This window comes from Paeniglutamicibacter gangotriensis Lz1y, from assembly GCF_000348945.1.
GTDB lineage: Bacteria > Actinomycetota > Actinomycetes > Actinomycetales > Micrococcaceae > Paeniglutamicibacter > Paeniglutamicibacter gangotriensis.
In genome coordinates this window covers 183,958-198,910 of record NZ_AOCK01000004.1, presented here as the reverse complement: position 1 = coordinate 198,910, position 14,953 = coordinate 183,958, and the positions used below count along the sequence as shown (strand labels likewise).

15 protein-coding genes and 1 pseudogene are annotated in these 14,953 nt (G+C 64.4%); 10 read left to right on the top strand and 6 right to left on the bottom strand.

Annotated elements, in window-relative coordinates; all coding sequences use genetic code 11:
• Positions 1 to 36 precede the first annotated feature (36 nt).
• The 3 genes from ADIAG_RS08315 (at position 37) to ADIAG_RS08305 (ending at position 2,878) form a co-directional block, all read left to right on the top strand.
• Complete coding sequence (locus ADIAG_RS08315) at positions 37 to 1,359, top strand: phenylacetate--CoA ligase family protein (protein ID WP_007270902.1); 1,323 nt, start codon at positions 37 to 39, stop codon at positions 1,357 to 1,359.
• Positions 1,360 to 1,471: 112 nt separating this feature from the next.
• Entirely contained in the window at positions 1,472 to 2,089 is a 618-nt protein-coding gene (locus tag ADIAG_RS08310; RefSeq protein ID WP_007270901.1) for a TetR/AcrR family transcriptional regulator, read from the top strand.
• Positions 2,090 to 2,176: 87 nt separating this feature from the next.
• A complete protein-coding gene (locus ADIAG_RS08305) occupies positions 2,177 to 2,878 on the top strand; it encodes a nicotinamide mononucleotide transporter (protein ID WP_007270900.1) in 702 nt (233 codons plus the stop codon).
• Between the two features lie 83 nt (positions 2,879 to 2,961).
• Here the strand turns inward: ADIAG_RS08305 and ADIAG_RS08300 are convergent, their stop codons facing one another.
• Entirely contained in the window at positions 2,962 to 3,540 is a 579-nt protein-coding gene (locus ADIAG_RS08300; protein ID WP_007270899.1) for a GNAT family N-acetyltransferase, read from the bottom strand.
• A 281-nt stretch (positions 3,541 to 3,821) separates the two neighbouring features.
• Here ADIAG_RS08300 and ADIAG_RS08295 point away from each other — a divergent pair, with 281 nt between their 5' ends.
• On the top strand, positions 3,822 to 5,498 hold the full coding sequence (locus ADIAG_RS08295; protein WP_007270898.1) for a thiamine pyrophosphate-dependent enzyme: 1,677 nt from the start codon (positions 3,822 to 3,824) through the stop codon (positions 5,496 to 5,498).
• Between the two features lie 93 nt (positions 5,499 to 5,591).
• Here ADIAG_RS08295 and ADIAG_RS08290 read toward each other — a convergent pair whose 3' ends face one another.
• Positions 5,592 to 6,356: an SGNH/GDSL hydrolase family protein gene (locus tag ADIAG_RS08290; RefSeq protein ID WP_051059876.1), complete on the bottom strand. Its 765-nt coding sequence runs from the start codon at positions 6,354 to 6,356 to the stop codon at positions 5,592 to 5,594.
• Positions 6,357 to 6,482: 126 nt separating this feature from the next.
• Here ADIAG_RS08290 and ADIAG_RS21850 point away from each other — a divergent pair, with 126 nt between their 5' ends.
• The 3 genes from ADIAG_RS21850 to ADIAG_RS08275 are packed head-to-tail and all read left to right on the top strand — an operon-like array spanning position 6,483 to position 9,148.
• Entirely contained in the window at positions 6,483 to 6,995 is a 513-nt protein-coding gene (locus tag ADIAG_RS21850; RefSeq protein ID WP_200859380.1) for a hypothetical protein, read from the top strand.
• Positions 6,952 to 8,502, top strand: coding sequence for a sensor histidine kinase (locus tag ADIAG_RS08280; RefSeq protein ID WP_235045867.1), 1,551 nt, complete (start codon positions 6,952 to 6,954; stop codon positions 8,500 to 8,502). Before ADIAG_RS21850 ends, ADIAG_RS08280 begins: the two co-directional genes overlap by 44 nt.
• Entirely contained in the window at positions 8,480 to 9,148 is a 669-nt protein-coding gene (locus tag ADIAG_RS08275) for a response regulator transcription factor (RefSeq protein ID WP_007270894.1), read from the top strand. The genes ADIAG_RS08280 and ADIAG_RS08275 overlap by 23 nt, the downstream gene beginning before the upstream one ends.
• On the opposite strand, the gene ADIAG_RS08270 is transcribed toward ADIAG_RS08275, so the two are convergent.
• The 4 genes from ADIAG_RS08270 to paaZ all read right to left on the bottom strand — a co-directional run bounded on the left by ADIAG_RS08270 (position 9,145) and on the right by paaZ (position 13,922).
• Positions 9,145 to 9,708: an ASCH domain-containing protein gene (locus ADIAG_RS08270; RefSeq protein ID WP_007270893.1), complete on the bottom strand. Its 564-nt coding sequence runs from the start codon at positions 9,706 to 9,708 to the stop codon at positions 9,145 to 9,147. The two genes, ADIAG_RS08275 and ADIAG_RS08270, sit on opposite strands and share 4 nt — an antisense overlap.
• Positions 9,709 to 9,847: 139 nt before the next feature.
• Complete coding sequence (locus ADIAG_RS21395) at positions 9,848 to 10,246, bottom strand: hypothetical protein (RefSeq protein WP_007270892.1); 399 nt, start codon at positions 10,244 to 10,246, stop codon at positions 9,848 to 9,850.
• 142 nt (positions 10,247 to 10,388) lie between these two features.
• The gene (locus tag ADIAG_RS08255) at positions 10,389 to 11,609 is read right to left on the bottom strand and encodes a phosphotransferase (protein ID WP_007270891.1); all 1,221 of its coding nucleotides are present in this window, start codon (positions 11,607 to 11,609) and stop codon (positions 10,389 to 10,391) included.
• Between the two features lie 183 nt (positions 11,610 to 11,792).
• A complete protein-coding gene (paaZ, locus tag ADIAG_RS08250; RefSeq protein ID WP_007270890.1) occupies positions 11,793 to 13,922 on the bottom strand; it encodes a phenylacetic acid degradation bifunctional protein PaaZ in 2,130 nt (709 codons plus the stop codon).
• 116 nt (positions 13,923 to 14,038) lie between these two features.
• Here paaZ and ADIAG_RS08245 point away from each other — a divergent pair, with 116 nt between their 5' ends.
• The 3 genes and pseudogenes from ADIAG_RS08245 (at position 14,039) to ADIAG_RS22120 (ending at position 14,862) form a co-directional block, all read left to right on the top strand.
• The gene (locus ADIAG_RS08245; protein WP_007270889.1) at positions 14,039 to 14,479 is read left to right on the top strand and encodes a PaaI family thioesterase; all 441 of its coding nucleotides are present in this window, start codon (positions 14,039 to 14,041) and stop codon (positions 14,477 to 14,479) included.
• A gap of 142 nt (positions 14,480 to 14,621) precedes the next feature.
• A pseudogene (locus ADIAG_RS22655) lies at positions 14,622 to 14,675 on the top strand (hypothetical protein); the annotation flags it as partial.
• A 46-nt stretch (positions 14,676 to 14,721) separates the two neighbouring features.
• Entirely contained in the window at positions 14,722 to 14,862 is a 141-nt protein-coding gene (locus ADIAG_RS22120; protein ID WP_235045866.1) for an RIO1 family regulatory kinase/ATPase, read from the top strand.
• The last annotated feature ends 91 nt before the right edge of the window (positions 14,863 to 14,953 follow it).

Sequence of the window (14,953 nt, the reverse complement as noted above, 5' to 3'; positions counted from 1 at the left end):
TCTCCCCAAACCCACTCACGCACGTTAGGCCACCTGATGACGCAGACATCCACCCGGATCGAACTTCCCAACCCGTTGGATCCCGAAGAAACCATGAGCCGCGACGAGATCGAATCGCTCCAGCTCACCCGCTTGCAGGACACGCTGGCCTACGCGTATGACCGGGTTCCCCTGTACAAGGAAAAGTACGACGCGGCCGGAGTGCACCCCAGTGACATGGTCGAGCTGGCAGATCTGGCCAAGTTCCCGTTCACGGAAAAAGAAGACCTGCGCAAGACCTACCCGTTTGGCATGTTTGCCGTCCCGCAGCACGAGGTTGCCCGCATCCACGCTTCATCGGGCACCACCGGACGGGCCACCGTGGTCGGCTACACCCAACAGGACCTGGATGATTGGGCCAAGATGGGCGCGCGTTGCCTGCGCCTGGCGGGAGTCAAGCCCGGTTGGAAGGTCCACAACGCCTACGGCTACGGTCTGTTCACCGGCGGGCTCGGCGCCCACGCCGCTGCCGAACGACTCGGCACCACCGTAATCCCGATGTCCGGAGGCCAGACCGAGAAGCAGATCACCATGATCCAGGACTTCGAGCCAGATGCGATCCTGTGCACCCCCACCTACCTGTTGACCATTGGCGACGCCATGCAGCGGGCAGGCATTGACCCGCGCAAGACCTCGCTGAAGACCGCGGTGCTCGGTGCCGAGCCGTGGACCGAGGAAATGCGCCACGAACTCGAAGTGATGTTCAACATCGATGCGTGCGACATCTACGGCCTGTCGGAAGTCATGGGACCTGGCGTCGCCGGCGAGTCCAACGAGACCAAGGACGGCAGCCACATCTGGGAGGATCACTTCCGCCCGGAGATCATTGATGCCTTCGACGAGACCAAGGTGCTCGGCGACGGGCAACACGGCGAACTGGTGTTCACCTCGCTGACCAAGCAGGCGCTGCCGATCATCCGCTACCGCACCCACGACCTCACCCGTCTGCTGCCGGGCACCGCACGCCCCGGACACCGCCGCATGGGCCGGATCACCGGACGCAGCGACGATATGATCATCCTGCGCGGAGTGAACCTCTTCCCGTCGCAGATCGAGGAAATCGCACTTCGCATCGCCGGGCTCTCCCCGCACTTCCAACTGGAAATCACCCGCCCCGGGCGCATGGACCAGCTGGCGGTGCGCATCGAGCGCCGCGAGGACTGCACCTCGGATCGTGCCGAGGCCGCCGGCAAGGAACTCGCCGCGCAGATCAAGATCCATGTCGGATCCTCCTGCGCCATTGATGTGGTCGACCCCGGCTCACTAGCCCGCTCCTCGGGCAAGCTGCGCCGCATCTACGACATGCGCAACAAAGAGTAGTCCGCGATTGCACAAGCCCGGGGCGGGATTGGCCATCAAGCCGTCCTGCCCCGAGGCAGCATCCGGCCCCGCCGGAAATACGAACCGAACGTTCATGGGAGAATGAGTAACTATGACTGCCAGTGTTACGACCTCTCCGCCGACCAAGCGCGGGCGCCCCGGGTACGACCAGGAATCGGTGCTCTCGATCGCCGTGGAAGTGTTCAACAAGCACGGCTATGACGCCACCTCGATGGGTAAGCTCGCCGAGAATCTCGGCATCAGCAAATCGGCGATCTACCACCACGTCCCCTCCAAGGGAGATCTGCTGCGCTTGGCCCTCGACGAGGCCCTAGTGCCGTTGGAGGCCATCGCCAAGGACGAACAAGCCGCCGTGGGCACCGCCGAGGAACGCCTGAAGTTCTTTCTCCGCTCCACCATTCGCGTGCTGGTCAAGCGCCAGCAATACGTGACGCTGCTGCTGCGGTTGCGTGGCAACACCGAGATCGAACGCGACGCGCTCGAGCGCCGCCGCGCCGTTGACCGAAAAGTCTCCGACCTCGTCATCGAAGCCCAGCAGGAGGGATCGCTGCGCAGCGACATCGACCCGCGTACGACCACCCGACTGCTTTTCGGCACCATCAACTCCTTGGTCGAGTGGTTCCGCGAAGATGGCAATGTCACCGCCGAACAGGTCGAAGACCACGCCATCACGATGATGTTCGATGGCTTACACAAGAGCGACCGATAGCGGGCCTAACCGGATCACCGGCTACGATCGATAGCTGAGGCATCGCACCGCCCCGACCGTTTTCTTTGTGAATAGGCAGCATTTTTCGTGGACGAACTCTTCTTCAATCTCTTCAACCAGGCACCGGGAACTGATTCCGGAACGCAGGTTGCCCTCTTCGCCGTCTCTGCACTGCTCAGCGTCATCGCGATGCTGCTGCTCGCCCGGCGAAACGACCTGGGCTGGTGGGCGCAGATCCTGGCGGTCTTCGCCGGCCCGCTGGTCATCGCCCTGCAGTTCGAAGCATCCCTGCTCTTTTACGCGGTCCCGGCATTGTTGGCCGCGGTATTCGGTCTGTGGCGCTTCTCCCGCTTCACCCTTTCCGGGAAATTTAGCCGACAGGTCACCCAGCGTGGATTCAGCATCAAGTCCTTGCTCCTAGGCCTGCTGCTGGTGCTGGTCCTCACCGCCCTGCGCATGGGACGGATGCTGACCACAGGTTTCATCTTCACCGACGGCACTGCCTCGCTGTGGATCTCCTTCGCCGCGGAGGCCGCGCTGATCGTATCGCTCATCGGCGTTGCCTGCGGCTACCGCTGGGCATGGTTGGCTGGCACTGTCTCGGCCATCGTCTACGTCGGACTGCTCTTCGATACGAACCCGGCCTTGGCGCTTCTGGGCGTCACGGTGTTCCAGGCCCTCGCCGGGATCTACGGCTGGTTCGCCTGGCGCAACCTGCCCACGGAAGCTTCGCTTGAGGCCGCAAACCACACGGACTCGAAGTACCCGCCAAGCCCCTATACCGCATAGGCACCACGGCACTGGCACCGATGGCCCGGAATCCTTGATTCCGGGCCATCGGTCTCCCACACGGCAGATCGTTACGCGAAGGGCTACTCGCAGATCGGCAGCGGGACCGCTGGCGCCGGGCCGTCGCTGCCCAGCCGGGCACAGGTTTCAACATCGAAGCGCACGGGTTTCCCCGCTTCGTTCAGGTAGCGCAATTTCGCACGTTCCACGCCTTCCACCTGGAACCCGGCATTCCGGGCGACGGAGGCCGAGGACGGGTTGTTCACCCGGTAGGCCAGTTCAAGACGGAACAGGCCCAAGGGCCCCAGACAATGATCCGCCAGCGCAGCGGTGGCCCGCGAGGCCAGCCCGGTACCGCGTGCGGCGGATGAGACCCAGTAGGAAACCCACGCGGTGTCATGTCGCCGATCGATGGCACTGGCCATCACATGCCCCACCGCCAGGCCGTCGACGTCGATGGCGAAGGCCACCGCCGTCTCGTTTATCGGATCAAGCCACGGCTCCAGCCAACGCCGGGCCGCAGCGACGGAGTTGATCGGCTCCGCGCACTGCCCGGCCATGTCATCGGCTTCGAATGCCGTCAGGATCGAATCGATGTCTGCTTCGGTGTCCTTCCAGGGACGCAAACAGGCCGGGGGCAGAGCGTGAGCGGGGAGATTCATACACCCACCCTAGGCACTGCCGAGCGCACCGGGGAGCATCGGTCCGTCAGGATGCACCGCTGAAATCCTTGTTTGATGATGGACTTCCCACGAAAAACAAGACATTGTGATCAACAACCCAATGTGACAGAAGCATTTCGTTCCGTACTGCCGGCAAGTGGCGCGCATCATGTACATTTGCTGAAACTTCAGATTTCGTTCGACACGGCTCGGCACAATGTAGTGCCCCGCTGTGCAACTCATGTCCCGTTTGCCACGGAGACAGCAAGGAGCACCTGCCCATGAGCACCCAAGCACTTCAAACACCCCTCAAGATCCAGACCCCGACCAAGAAATCGGCCGGGCACATCATCGTGGACACGCTCGTCGCCCACGGAGTGGAACGCACCTATGTGATCCCCGGGGAAAGCTACCTCGATGTCTTGGACGGTCTGCACCACTCCCCCATCGAAACCGTCGTCTGCCGCCATGAGGGCGGTGCCGCATACATGGCCGAGGCCGATGGCAAGATGCACCAGCGTCCGGGCATCGCCATGGTGACCCGCGGCCCGGGTGCGGCAAACGCGCACGTTGGACTGCACACCGCCTGGCAGGATTCGACCCCGATGGTCTTGTTCGTGGGCTTGATTCCTTTCGCCCACCGCGACCGCGAGGCCTTCCAGGAATTCGACATCAAGGCATGGTTCGACACCGGTGCCAAGCGCGTCATGGTCCTGGACCACGCCGAGCGCGCCTCTGAGATCGTTGCCGAGGCCATGTTCGCCGCCATGAGCGGACGCCCCGGCCCCGTGGTGGTCGGTCTGCCCGAAGACGTCATCCGTGAAATGGTCGACCCGGCCCTGCACCCGGTGATCCCTGTGGCCAGCGGTGGCATGACGGTGACCGACTGGAAAGAACTCAAGAACGCCCTGAAGGAATCCACCAAGCCGCTGTTCGTCCTGGGCGGCAACGACTGGACCCAGGAGGGCACCGATGCACTGGCCGGATGGCTGGAGCAGCACCACTTGGCCGCGGCCGTGGAATGGCGCTGCGAAGGCAACGTCCCCTTCAGCTCCCCCTCCTACGTGGGTCCGATCGGTTACGGCCGGCCGAAGCCCACCTACGACCTGCTCGAGGAAACCGACCTGTTGATCTTCGTCGGCACCGTCCCGGGCGACGTCATCACCGATGGTTTCCTGGTGCGCCAGGATTGGACCAAGAAGAACTTCCTGGTCACCATCGACCCGTCGTTGCGCGGCCGCTCGGGACCGGTCTCGCACCAGATCGTTTCCAAGCCCGATGTCTTCGTGCGCGACCTGGCCATCATGGACCTCGAGGCCAAGCCGGAGTGGAAGTCCTTCACCGAGCGCATGCGCTCCGAACAGGAAAAGTTTGCTGCACTGCCCCCAGCGACCCCGTCCCAGGGTCCCGCCCGTATGGATACCCTGATGGCCAACCTGGTGCCGGGCCTCCCGCACGACGCGATGATCACTCTGGGCGCCGGCGAGCACACCAACTGGGCGCACCGCTACTTCCCCACCGAGCTCTACGCCTCGATGATCTCGGCCCGCAATGGCTCCATGGGCTACTCGGTTCCCTCGGCGATCGCCGCATCACTGAACTTCCCGGGCCGCCGGGTGGTGACCATCGCCGGCGACGGAGAGTTCCTGATGAACGGCCAGGAGCTGGCCACCGCCGCCCAGTACGGTGCCACCCCGCTGGTCATCGTGATGGACAACCAGGAGTACGGCACCATCCGCACCCACCAGGAGCGTCACTACCCCGACCGTGTCTCCGGCACCCAGCTGAAGAACCCCGACTTCGCGTTGATGGCCCAGGCCTTCGGCGGCTTCGGCATCCGCGTCGAAAACGATGCCGACATCCCGGCTGCACTCGAGGCAGCCCTGCAGGCCATCGATGAGAAGGGCCAGTTCGCGCTGGTGCACCTGATCGTCGCACAGCGCGTCAGGGCCTACTAAACCGTTTCCCCGCCCCACCGCATCGGATGCCTGCCCTTCTCCTCACCTCGGGGGAAACGGCGGGCATCTGCCTTGTGGGGGTAGCCTTGCCGATCACCCGGTGCCGTCGCGGTGCTGCTGCAAGGCGTTGAGCAGGAACCCCGCCCAGTGTCCGTAGCCGGCCACCGAGGGATGGAAGCGGTCGGCAGCGAAGAAGGCCTCATCCAACGGCGGTGCCTGGGCAAAGGACACGAAGACCACGCCCAGTTCCGCGCACACTGCCGCCGTCGCCTCGTCCAGGAGGCCCGCCCGTCGATCGAGAAATTCATTCAGCGGTGCCCGAAGCGCCGGGAAATACCTGAACGGTGGGACACCTGCCACCAAGATCTCCCGTCCCCGGCTTTGGTCGACAAAAACGGCCAGCACGGCCCGCAGGTCGTGCTCCCAACGGGTGAGGCTTCGTCCGGCCATGGCGTCGTTGGCACCTGCCACCAGGATGACCATGTCTGGGTCGTGTTCCTGGACTAGCCCCAGTTCCTCGGTCCTGATGTGTTCCATGGTCGCTCCCCTGGCGCCCACCGCCTCCCAGGCCACCGGGACATGCCGATGTGCGGAGATGTCCACGGCGAGCTGGCCGGTGAGCGCCACCTCATGGGTAGGAGCCCCGGTCCCGGCCACGTTCGAATCCCCAAGGACCAACAGCCGGAACACGGCACGGCCGTTCCGATCGACGTCTACCAGTCCCCGGTTCGGTCCACCGGCTTCCTGCAGCCAAGGCATGTGCTTGGCAATCCGGCGCCCTTGGACAAATGCGGGACCAACTTGGACGGCGTTGAGGAAGCCCCCTCGCATGCGTTCGTTTCCGACGAAGGGTTTCATCGCTCTGCATGCTTCCCACCATTGCACATCGGTTGCCGGCCCATCCATGGGCGCGGGACAATCCCGCGCCTTCCCAGTCCTCAGCGTCACTCCTCACCCGCCCGGTGTCAATGGTTGTTGGCTTCGATGGCACAGCCCCAGATTCCCCACTGGCTCCAACAACACCCGTTGCCCGCATGGCGGAGGGCAATCGATGCCGACATGGGACTCTCTCATATGGATCTCATCTGCCTCGGACATAATAGGGGCATGGGCATGGGAAAAATGGGCAGGATCATGGTCGCGGCCGTGGTGCTTTTGCTGCTTGGGGCAGGCGCCTATGTGGTGGCCCTTCAACTCGCGACGTCCCCGGCGGTGGATCTGGGCCCGGCGATCAAGATCGAAGACGGGGTCGCACCTGCAACACCAACGCCGAGCCCAACGCCGAAAAAAACGCCCTCAAGTTCTCCCAAACCCACCGAACCCACCAAATCGTCAACCCGACCCTCACCCAAGAAGTCCGACGTGCTGCCCAGCAAGTCCGCCCCGGTCAAACCCCTGCCGCCGTCCAATGCCGATGATGACGACGATGACGATGATGACGATGATGACTGGGATGATGATGACGACTGGGATGATGATCGGGACGACGATGACTAAGGCCGCAGGGATCGCCCCGCAGCTTGCGCCGGAAGGCACACGCCTGGCCCATCGCGGGTTCTCCGTGCGCACCCGCGTCCTGGCCGGAATGCTCGGCTTGATGACACTCGCCTTCGCCGTCACCGGAACCGTGGTCTACCTCCTCCAGGTTGAGACCATGGATGCGCGCATCGACGACTCGCTCAAGCGCAGTGTCCAGGAGTTCCAGGTACTGTCCACCCGAAGTGCCGACGCGGCAACCGCCGCGGAACCGCTCACGGCCGAGATCCTGCTGTACACGGCCATGCAGCAAACCCTGCCAGCCCCGCACGAGGGGATGCTGAGCCTGATGAACAACGAGGTGCGCTGGACGGCACCCAGTATCGTGGATACCAGGTTGGAAGCCGATCCCGAGTTCGTCGCGTGGGCCGCGCACGAAGCCTCGACCGAGCAGATCAAGCTGCAGACGGTGCACACCAGTCTCTCTACCTACCGTGCGGTGAGCATCCCGTTATCCCTGTCGGCACCACATGCCCCTGCCCAGCTGGTCCTTGCCTACGACTACACCGCCGAAAAGCAGGCGCTGAACCGGGGCTTCGTGATGTACGTTGTGGTCGGATTCGTTGTCCTGTTGGCGTCCGGTACCGTCGGCTGGCTGCTGGTGGGCAGGTTCCTGCGCCCGGTCGCGATGCTGCGCGACACCGCCAAAAACATTTCCGAGTCCGATCTGTCCCAGCGCATCGAGGTGGTCGGGCGCGACGACCTAGCCGAGCTGACGATCACCGTCAACGCCATGCTGGACCGCGTCGAGAACGCCATAGTCTCCCAGCGGCAATTGCTGGACGACGTGGGCCATGAAATGCGCACGCCGGTGACCATCATCCAGGGGCACCTGGAACTCATGGACGGCACCGACCCGGCCGATGTGGACCAGGCCCGGGAAATTGCCCTGTCCGAGCTCGACCGCATGTCGGTGCTGATCAATGACCTGGTCACCCTGGCCACCTCCAACAGCGAGGACTTCGTGAATCCTGTCCCCACCAACGTCGGTGCGTTGCTCGATGACCTGTTGGACACCGCAGGCCCGCTTGGGGACCGCGTCTGGCGGATCGGACATCGTGCCGAGGCCACCACGGACCTCGATCCGCAACGCATCACCCAGGCGATGCTGCAATTGTGCTCCAATGCCGTGAAGTTCTCCGCCGCCGGCTCAACCATCACCCTGGGGACCAACATCGCCACCGACGCCGCCAACGCCACGCTGCTGCGGCTGTGGGTGCGTGACGACGGGGTAGGCATCTCGCCCGAGGACCAGTCCCGGATCTTCGAACGCTTCGGCCGGGGTCGGAATTCGAAGCGCACCGAGGGCTCCGGACTGGGTCTGAACATCGTCTCGGCCATCGCCGAGGCACACCATGGGTCCGTCGGAGTCAGCTCGGATGTGGGCATAGGGTCCACGTTTGTTATCGAGATCCCCACCGTCCTGGAACCAGAAGGAGAAGCCGTTGAGCCAGATACTGATCATTGAGGACGAGGAGCGCATCAGCTCCTTCGTGGCCAAGGGGCTCAAGGCCTCCGGGTTCCAGCCCACCGTCGCCGATACCGGCAAGGAGGGTGCTTATCTGGCCCAGACCGGGGACTTCGAATTGGTCATCTTGGACTTGGGCTTGCCCGACGAGGACGGTTTCTCGGTGCTGGCCAGCATCCGCTCTACCAACCAAGGCACCCCGGTGATCATCCTGACGGCCCGGTCAGGCATCGACGACACCGTCGCCGGGCTCGAGGGTGGGGCCGACGACTACATGTCCAAGCCCTTCAGGTTCGAGGAATTGCTGGCCAGGGTGCGCCTGCGACTGCGTCCCCAGGCGGCCGTTGCCGAGGACCAGGTGATCCGTGTCGGAGAGCTCGAGCTGGATTCCGGCAGCCGCCGCACCCGCCTGCGCGGGCGGGAAATCGACCTCTCGGCCAGGGAATTCGGTTTGGCGGAGGCATTCATGCGCAACCCCGGGCAAGTGTTGAGCCGCGAGCAGCTGCTCTCCCGGGTGTGGGGCTACGACTTCGACCCTGGCTCCAACGTGGTGGACGTGTATGTGCGCTACCTGCGCAACAAACTCGGCGCAGAGTGGTTCACCACGGTCCGCGGCATGGGCTACCGCTTCGAGGAGCCTTCCTAGCCCCGGCGTTCCGTCCGACCGGAGGGGGTGCCGCGTCCGGGCTGCGGCGGCAGTTCCGGGAGAGGAAACGGCCAAGCCAACTCGAAGCGTTCGAAGACGATCGTGTCGGATTCGTTCCAGGTGCGGCTGCGCGCGGCCTCGGTGCGTCGCCAGTACTTGCGGTGTTCGTGCCTCCAGCTCTCTAGGGAGAGGTCGTCCTCGCCCTCGTCACGGGCAAAATCCGCATCAGCGTCTGCGAACGTCCCGAGCCGCAGCTCGATGCTGCGCAGGATCGCCCGGGGCGCGCCCGCCGAGTCGCACGCTATCCAATGCGATCCAACCCGCGGCAGTTCCACCCCCTCGTCAAGGAATTCCCGCGCCAGGGTCGAGGTGGCCCGCTTGGTGCCGTGCAGCACCTCGTGCAACAGGGCGTCGGCGAGGGCGGGCGAGTCCCCGAAGCATTCGACAGTGTAGACGGGGCAAAGTCCGACCGCCTCGGGCCGGGCGGCGGCGTACTGGGCCCACATCGCGGCGGCGGCCAGCAGGTCTAGTTCCCCGAGGTTCGGGACTTGGGCGTTCATGCCACCAGTATGCCACCACCATTTCCCCGGTGGGCCGCCATCACTTGGGATGATGTGGCTTGCGGGCACCGGAAACACGACGGGCCCCGGTCCCTAGTGGGGAACCGGGGCCCGTCGACCAACCGATCGGGGGATTCGATCAGTCAGCGCTGTTCGCCGACGGAGCCGACTTCGGGGACTGCGGTGACATCGGGGAGACAGCCGACTTAGCGGACACCGGGGAAACCGCGGACTTCGCCGACACCGGCGAGACAGCCGACTTAGCCGACACCGGGGACACCGCGGACTTCGCCGACACCGGCGAGACAGCCGACTTCGCCGATACTGCGGAGACCGCGGACTGAGCCGATAGTTCCGTGCTTGCGGTGGCATCGGCGGCAACGCGTTCGACCGAGGACAGGGACTGCTGCGAGCTACTGGGCTGCACCTGCACCGTCTCGGTGAGGGGTACGGCTGGCTGGGCCACCGCGACACCGGCGCCGATCGCTACAACACCCAGTGCGCCAGTGATTGACCAAAACATCGATGACTTTTTCATGGTTTTCAAACCCTCTCGTTCGTTGGTTCTGCTGCTGAACTACTACAAGCATGACCAATGAACGTGAGGCGAAAAGGAGAACCGGATGAGAATGTTCTCATCTTCGATTCCCGGTGCATGTCACGGAGAACACCGGTGGGCGTTATCTTTCCGCGCGGGCCAACAACTCCCCCACCAGCCTCAGCCGGGTCTCGGCGATGGCGCGCCAGCCGGGGTTGGACTCGTCGCGCGCCCCTGCCACCAGCGAGAGCACCACGGCGGCGGTCCTGGCATACAGCCCATCCGCCCCGATGCCCCGGGCGGTAAGCTCCTCGGTGAAGGCCGCGGCGTAGGTTTCGAAGTGCTCGGTGACCTTTGCGTAGCGCGGGTCAAGATCCGGTAGCACGGCCAGATGCCCCAGGAAGCAGGCCAGATCGTCGACCAGATATCCGGGACCTGCCGAGTCGATGTCCAGTACCCCGGTGATTTCCCCCTGCGAGACAAAGAGGTTCGCCTCGTAGAAATCCCCGTGGCTGGGCGCCAGCGGCCCCCGGTGGGCGTTCTCCAAGAGCCGGGCCAGGCACCCGAGCATCGTGCCGATGTCTTCGGCCCGCTCGGGCAGAGCCGTCTGGGCCGCGTGTCCGTACCAGCCCAGGCGGTCGGACCAGGCAGGGCGTGCCGGGACCTGCATCAGGGAGCGGGGCAGCGCATCGAGCAGCCCGATAATCTTCGCCGGCTCCAGTGGCAGGCCCGGTGAATGCATGAGGTCTTCGGCCAGCGGCTGACCGGTGGCACGGCGGAACGCCAGCACTTGGTCCACCGGCTCCCCGGCGGGTACCGGTGCGGGGATCCCTGCGCCCAGCAGCTCCAGGTGTTTGTGGTGCAGCAGGGCGGCGTCTTTGCGCAGCACCTTGAGGAACAGTTCGCTCCCGTCATCGAAGCGTGCCAGCATCACCGCGCGGCGCAGCGGACGGTAGGCCAGGGTGCGCAATTCATCCAGCACCCGGCCGACGCCCCAGGCCTGCTCAACCAGTTCGGGGGTGGTGGCCAATCGGAGCCCGGGCAACAGTGGGTCGGCAGGGTGCAGCCAGATAGTGATGGTCCCTCGAGGGTTCTCCAGGCGCACGCATCCCTCGGGTACCGTCTCCAGCTTCTCCGCAGTGGCGCCCAGGTAGAGCGATGCGGTGCCGTTGCTTGCGGCATAAACACCCGAGACCCCAGCCCCGGGCCGGTGGTGCAGTTCCGCGAGTGTGACGGTAGCCTCGGCCAGGCCCATGGGGGCCACGATGCCGACCAGCAGCTCGGTGAATTCGCTGGAGTCGAAGTATTCCAGCTGCTCGCGCTCGGTCCAGATACCGGTGTTCCGGTGGGTAGGTGTATCCATCGAAGCCTCGTTCCTCTTCTGTGCGCACGGGGAGCCTACGGGCACCCCATGATCGCTACCCTCTCACATTTGCACTTATCCCGGTGCCAAAGCACAGGGCCGGACGCTCGCGTTGCCCCATGCCAGGGGAAGTGCGATCGTCCGGCCCTTGATCCGGAGGCGGAAGGTGCTGCGCGGCCGGGTCTATTTGCCCCAGTTAGCGTAGGTGGTGTTTTCCTTCTCCACGAGGGTCAACACATCGTAGGTGGCCACAATCTCGCCTGCCTGATTGTTGATGACCGCATCCCAGGCGACCTCGCCGTATTCGTCGGTGACGCGCGGGGTGATCTTCTTCGCCGTGAGGGTCACGCGGATCGAGTCGCCGTCGGGTACCGGGGTGATGAAGCGCAGGTTCTCCAGACCGTAGTTGGCCAGCACCGGGCCCGGTGCCGCCTGGACGAAGAGCCCTGCAGCCCAGGACACCAGCAGGTAGCCGTGGGCCACGATGCCGGGGAAGAACGGGTTGGCCGCAGCCGCCGCCGCATCGGTGTGCGCGTAGAAGGTGTCACCGGTTTCGTTGGCGAACGCGGTGATTTCCTCCAGGGTGACTTCGCGCAGCGGAGAAGCAAAGGCATCGCCGATCTTCAGCTCGGACAGCGACTTGCGGAACGGGTGGATTGCTTCTGCGACGCCGCCGAATTCTGCGTCCCCGGCAATCACACGGTCGGCACCGGTGTGCCAGATTCCGGTGACGGCGGTGAGCATGTTGGGTGAACCTTGGATGGCGGTGCGCTGCATGTGGTGCTTGACCGAGCGGATGCCGCCGAGTTCTTCGCCGCCACCGGCGCGGCCCGGGCCGCCGTGGACCAGGTGCGGAACCGGGGAACCGTGACCGGTGGAGGAACGTGCGGTCTCGCGGTTGAGCATGTGCACGCGTCCGTGGTGCGAGGCGATGCCGGTGGTCAGGATGCGTGCGGTGTCCGCGTCGTTGGTGCAGACCGTGGCCACCAGGGAGCCGGAGCCCTTGGCCGCCAGACGGATGGCATCATCCAGGTCGGTATAGCCAATCACCGAGGAGACCGGACCGAAAGCCTCGCGGCTGTGCACCGCGTCGTTCTCCACGTCGTCCCAAGTGAGCAGCAGCGGAGACATGAAGGCCCCGGCGTCGACAGTTGTGTCTTCGCCCGAGGTGGTGCGCACCACCGGTGCGTCCAGGGTGCCGTAGGCGATCTCGCCACCGGCAGCAATCATCTCTTCGACGGCGGCACGCACGTCGCGCAGCTGTTCCAGGGATGCCAGCGCGCCCATGGTGACGCCCTCGGCGCGCGGGTCGCCGATGACCACACGCTGATCGATCCGTGCACCCACGGCCTTGACCACGTCGTCCACGAGTGCAGCGGGGACGATGTTGCGGCGGATCGCGGTGCACTTCTGTCCGGCCTTGGAGGTCATCTCCGTGGTGACGGCCTTGACGAAGGCGTCGAATTCCGGGGTGCCGACTACTGCGTCGGGACCCAGAATAGCGGCATTGAGCGAGTCGGTCTCGGCGGTGAAGCGCACTCCCCCGTCGATCACGTTCTGGTGGGACTTCAGGGCCGAGGCGGTGGAAGCAGACCCCGTGAAGGAAAGCATGTCGCGGTAATCCAGCACATCGAGCAGCGTGCGGGCGGAGCCGGAGATCAGCTGGAGCGAGCCCTCGGGCAGGATCCCGGACTCGACGATCAGGCGCACGGCGGCTTCGGAAACATAGCCGGTGGGTGTGGCTGGCTTCGCGATGGTCGGCACCCCGGCGATGAAGGCGGGAGCAAATTTCTCCAACATGCCCCAGACCGGGAAGTTGAAGGCGTTGATCTGCGCGGCAACACCGGGGATCCGGGTGAAGATGTGTTCGCCGGCGAAGGACCCGTCACGGGAGAGCACTTCCATGGGTCCGTCGAGGATGACGTTGGAGTTGGGAAGTTCGCGCCGTCCCTTGGAGGAAAAGGTGAACAGCACCCCGATGCCGCCGTCGATGTCCACCATTGAGTCGATCTTGGTGGCACCGGTGCGGTAGGAGAACTCGTAGAGTTCCTCCCGGCGCTCGTTGAGGAACTGTGCAAGCTCCTTGAGCTTGAGCGCGCGTTCGTGCAGGGACAGCTTGCCCAACTCGCGCTGGCCCACGGTGCGGCCGTATTCAACGACCTGCGCCAGATCCATCCCGTTGTTGTTAACCGTGGCCAGGGGCTCACCGGTGTTTGCATCCAGCACGGAGGTTCCGCCGGCCGGATCGGACGGGGTCCACCAGGAGTTTTGAATGAAGCTCGGAACAAGGGGAGCCATGGGAATTGTCGTCATCAACGAAAACCTTCCTGAACGATCGGTCAGTATTAGCAACCACAGTACAGTATGAGTAAGAACACCACGAGCCCGAGACCCCACACGGCCGAGAGAATCCAGGAGAACCACCCATCATGAGCGCAGCGCGCCCCACCGCCCCCACCGCGGAAAATTCCATCGACGGCGTCTGGCAGATTGCCTTGGGCGAGCTCGATCTGAAGATGGGCATCAAGATCATCGAGGAATCGGTCGACAAGGTCGTGGCGACCATGCCGGTGGAGGGGAACCGTCAGTCGTTCGGGCTGCTTCACGGAGGCGCCTCCCTGGCCGTGGGAGAAGCCGTCGGTTCCTGGGCCGCGGTGAAACATGCTTCGACCATGGGCAAGTCTGCGGTGGGCGTGGACGTCTCGGCCACTCACCACAAGGGCGCCCGCGAGGGGACCATCACGATCACCGCGACGCCCATCAGTCTGGGCCGGCGCATGGCCAGCCACCAAGTTCTCATCGAGAACGAGGCCGGCGAGCGCCTATGCACCCTGCGGATCACCAACCTGATCATCGATATCAGAAAGTAGTGCCGCTATCCCGGGGCTCGAACGGAGCCTGTCGATGAGCTAGCTGACCGGGGCGTTGCTGAGTAGTTCACCGACTTCACAATCCAGGGCCACACAGATCGCCGACCGGCTGGGCCGCTACTGGGAGCAACTCGTCGAGGCGATGAAGATCTTCGCACGGCTGGGGTTTGCCCACGGCCACCTCTCCGCCTACAACGTGCTTGCCGCCGGGGACCGTCTGGTGATCATCGATTTACCGCAATTTGTCGACCTCGGGGGGGAACGAACGCGCTATCGAGCTGTTGCAACGCGACTGCCAAAACATCTGTGCCTGGTTCCGATCGCGCGGACTCGACATCGACGATGAGGAACTGTTGGCCAAGCTCATCGCCGAGGCTTGGTAGACATCCAGTTTTTCAGCTTCTCCTCTGCACCCTCCCTCGATGAATTGGGGCATCGACTGTGCTGGTAATCGGGCCCGTGTCGGGGCTATCC

What these genes read in the sequence shown, in the direction of transcription:
- ADIAG_RS08315 (WP_007270902.1), top strand. Translation starts at nt 37, where the DNA reads ATGACGCAGACATCCACCCGGATCGAACTTCCCAACCCGTTGGATCCC.
- ADIAG_RS08310 (WP_007270901.1), top strand. Translation starts at nt 1,472, where the DNA reads ATGACTGCCAGTGTTACGACCTCTCCGCCGACCAAGCGCGGGCGCCCC.
- ADIAG_RS08300 (WP_007270899.1), bottom strand. Translation starts at nt 3,540, where the DNA reads ATGAATCTCCCCGCTCACGCTCTGCCCCCGGCCTGTTTGCGTCCCTGG.
- ADIAG_RS08295 (WP_007270898.1), top strand. Translation starts at nt 3,822, where the DNA reads ATGAGCACCCAAGCACTTCAAACACCCCTCAAGATCCAGACCCCGACC.
- ADIAG_RS08290 (WP_051059876.1), bottom strand. Translation starts at nt 6,356, where the DNA reads ATGAAACCCTTCGTCGGAAACGAACGCATGCGAGGGGGCTTCCTCAAC.
- ADIAG_RS21850 (WP_200859380.1), top strand. Translation starts at nt 6,483, where the DNA reads ATGGCACAGCCCCAGATTCCCCACTGGCTCCAACAACACCCGTTGCCC.
- ADIAG_RS08280 (WP_235045867.1), top strand. Translation starts at nt 6,952, where the DNA reads ATGATGATGACGACTGGGATGATGATCGGGACGACGATGACTAAGGCC.
- ADIAG_RS08270 (WP_007270893.1), bottom strand. Translation starts at nt 9,708, where the DNA reads ATGAACGCCCAAGTCCCGAACCTCGGGGAACTAGACCTGCTGGCCGCC.
- ADIAG_RS21395 (WP_007270892.1), bottom strand. Translation starts at nt 10,246, where the DNA reads ATGAAAAAGTCATCGATGTTTTGGTCAATCACTGGCGCACTGGGTGTT.
- ADIAG_RS08255 (WP_007270891.1), bottom strand. Translation starts at nt 11,609, where the DNA reads ATGGATACACCTACCCACCGGAACACCGGTATCTGGACCGAGCGCGAG.
- paaZ (WP_007270890.1), bottom strand. Translation starts at nt 13,922, where the DNA reads ATGACGACAATTCCCATGGCTCCCCTTGTTCCGAGCTTCATTCAAAAC.
- ADIAG_RS08245 (WP_007270889.1), top strand. Translation starts at nt 14,039, where the DNA reads ATGAGCGCAGCGCGCCCCACCGCCCCCACCGCGGAAAATTCCATCGAC.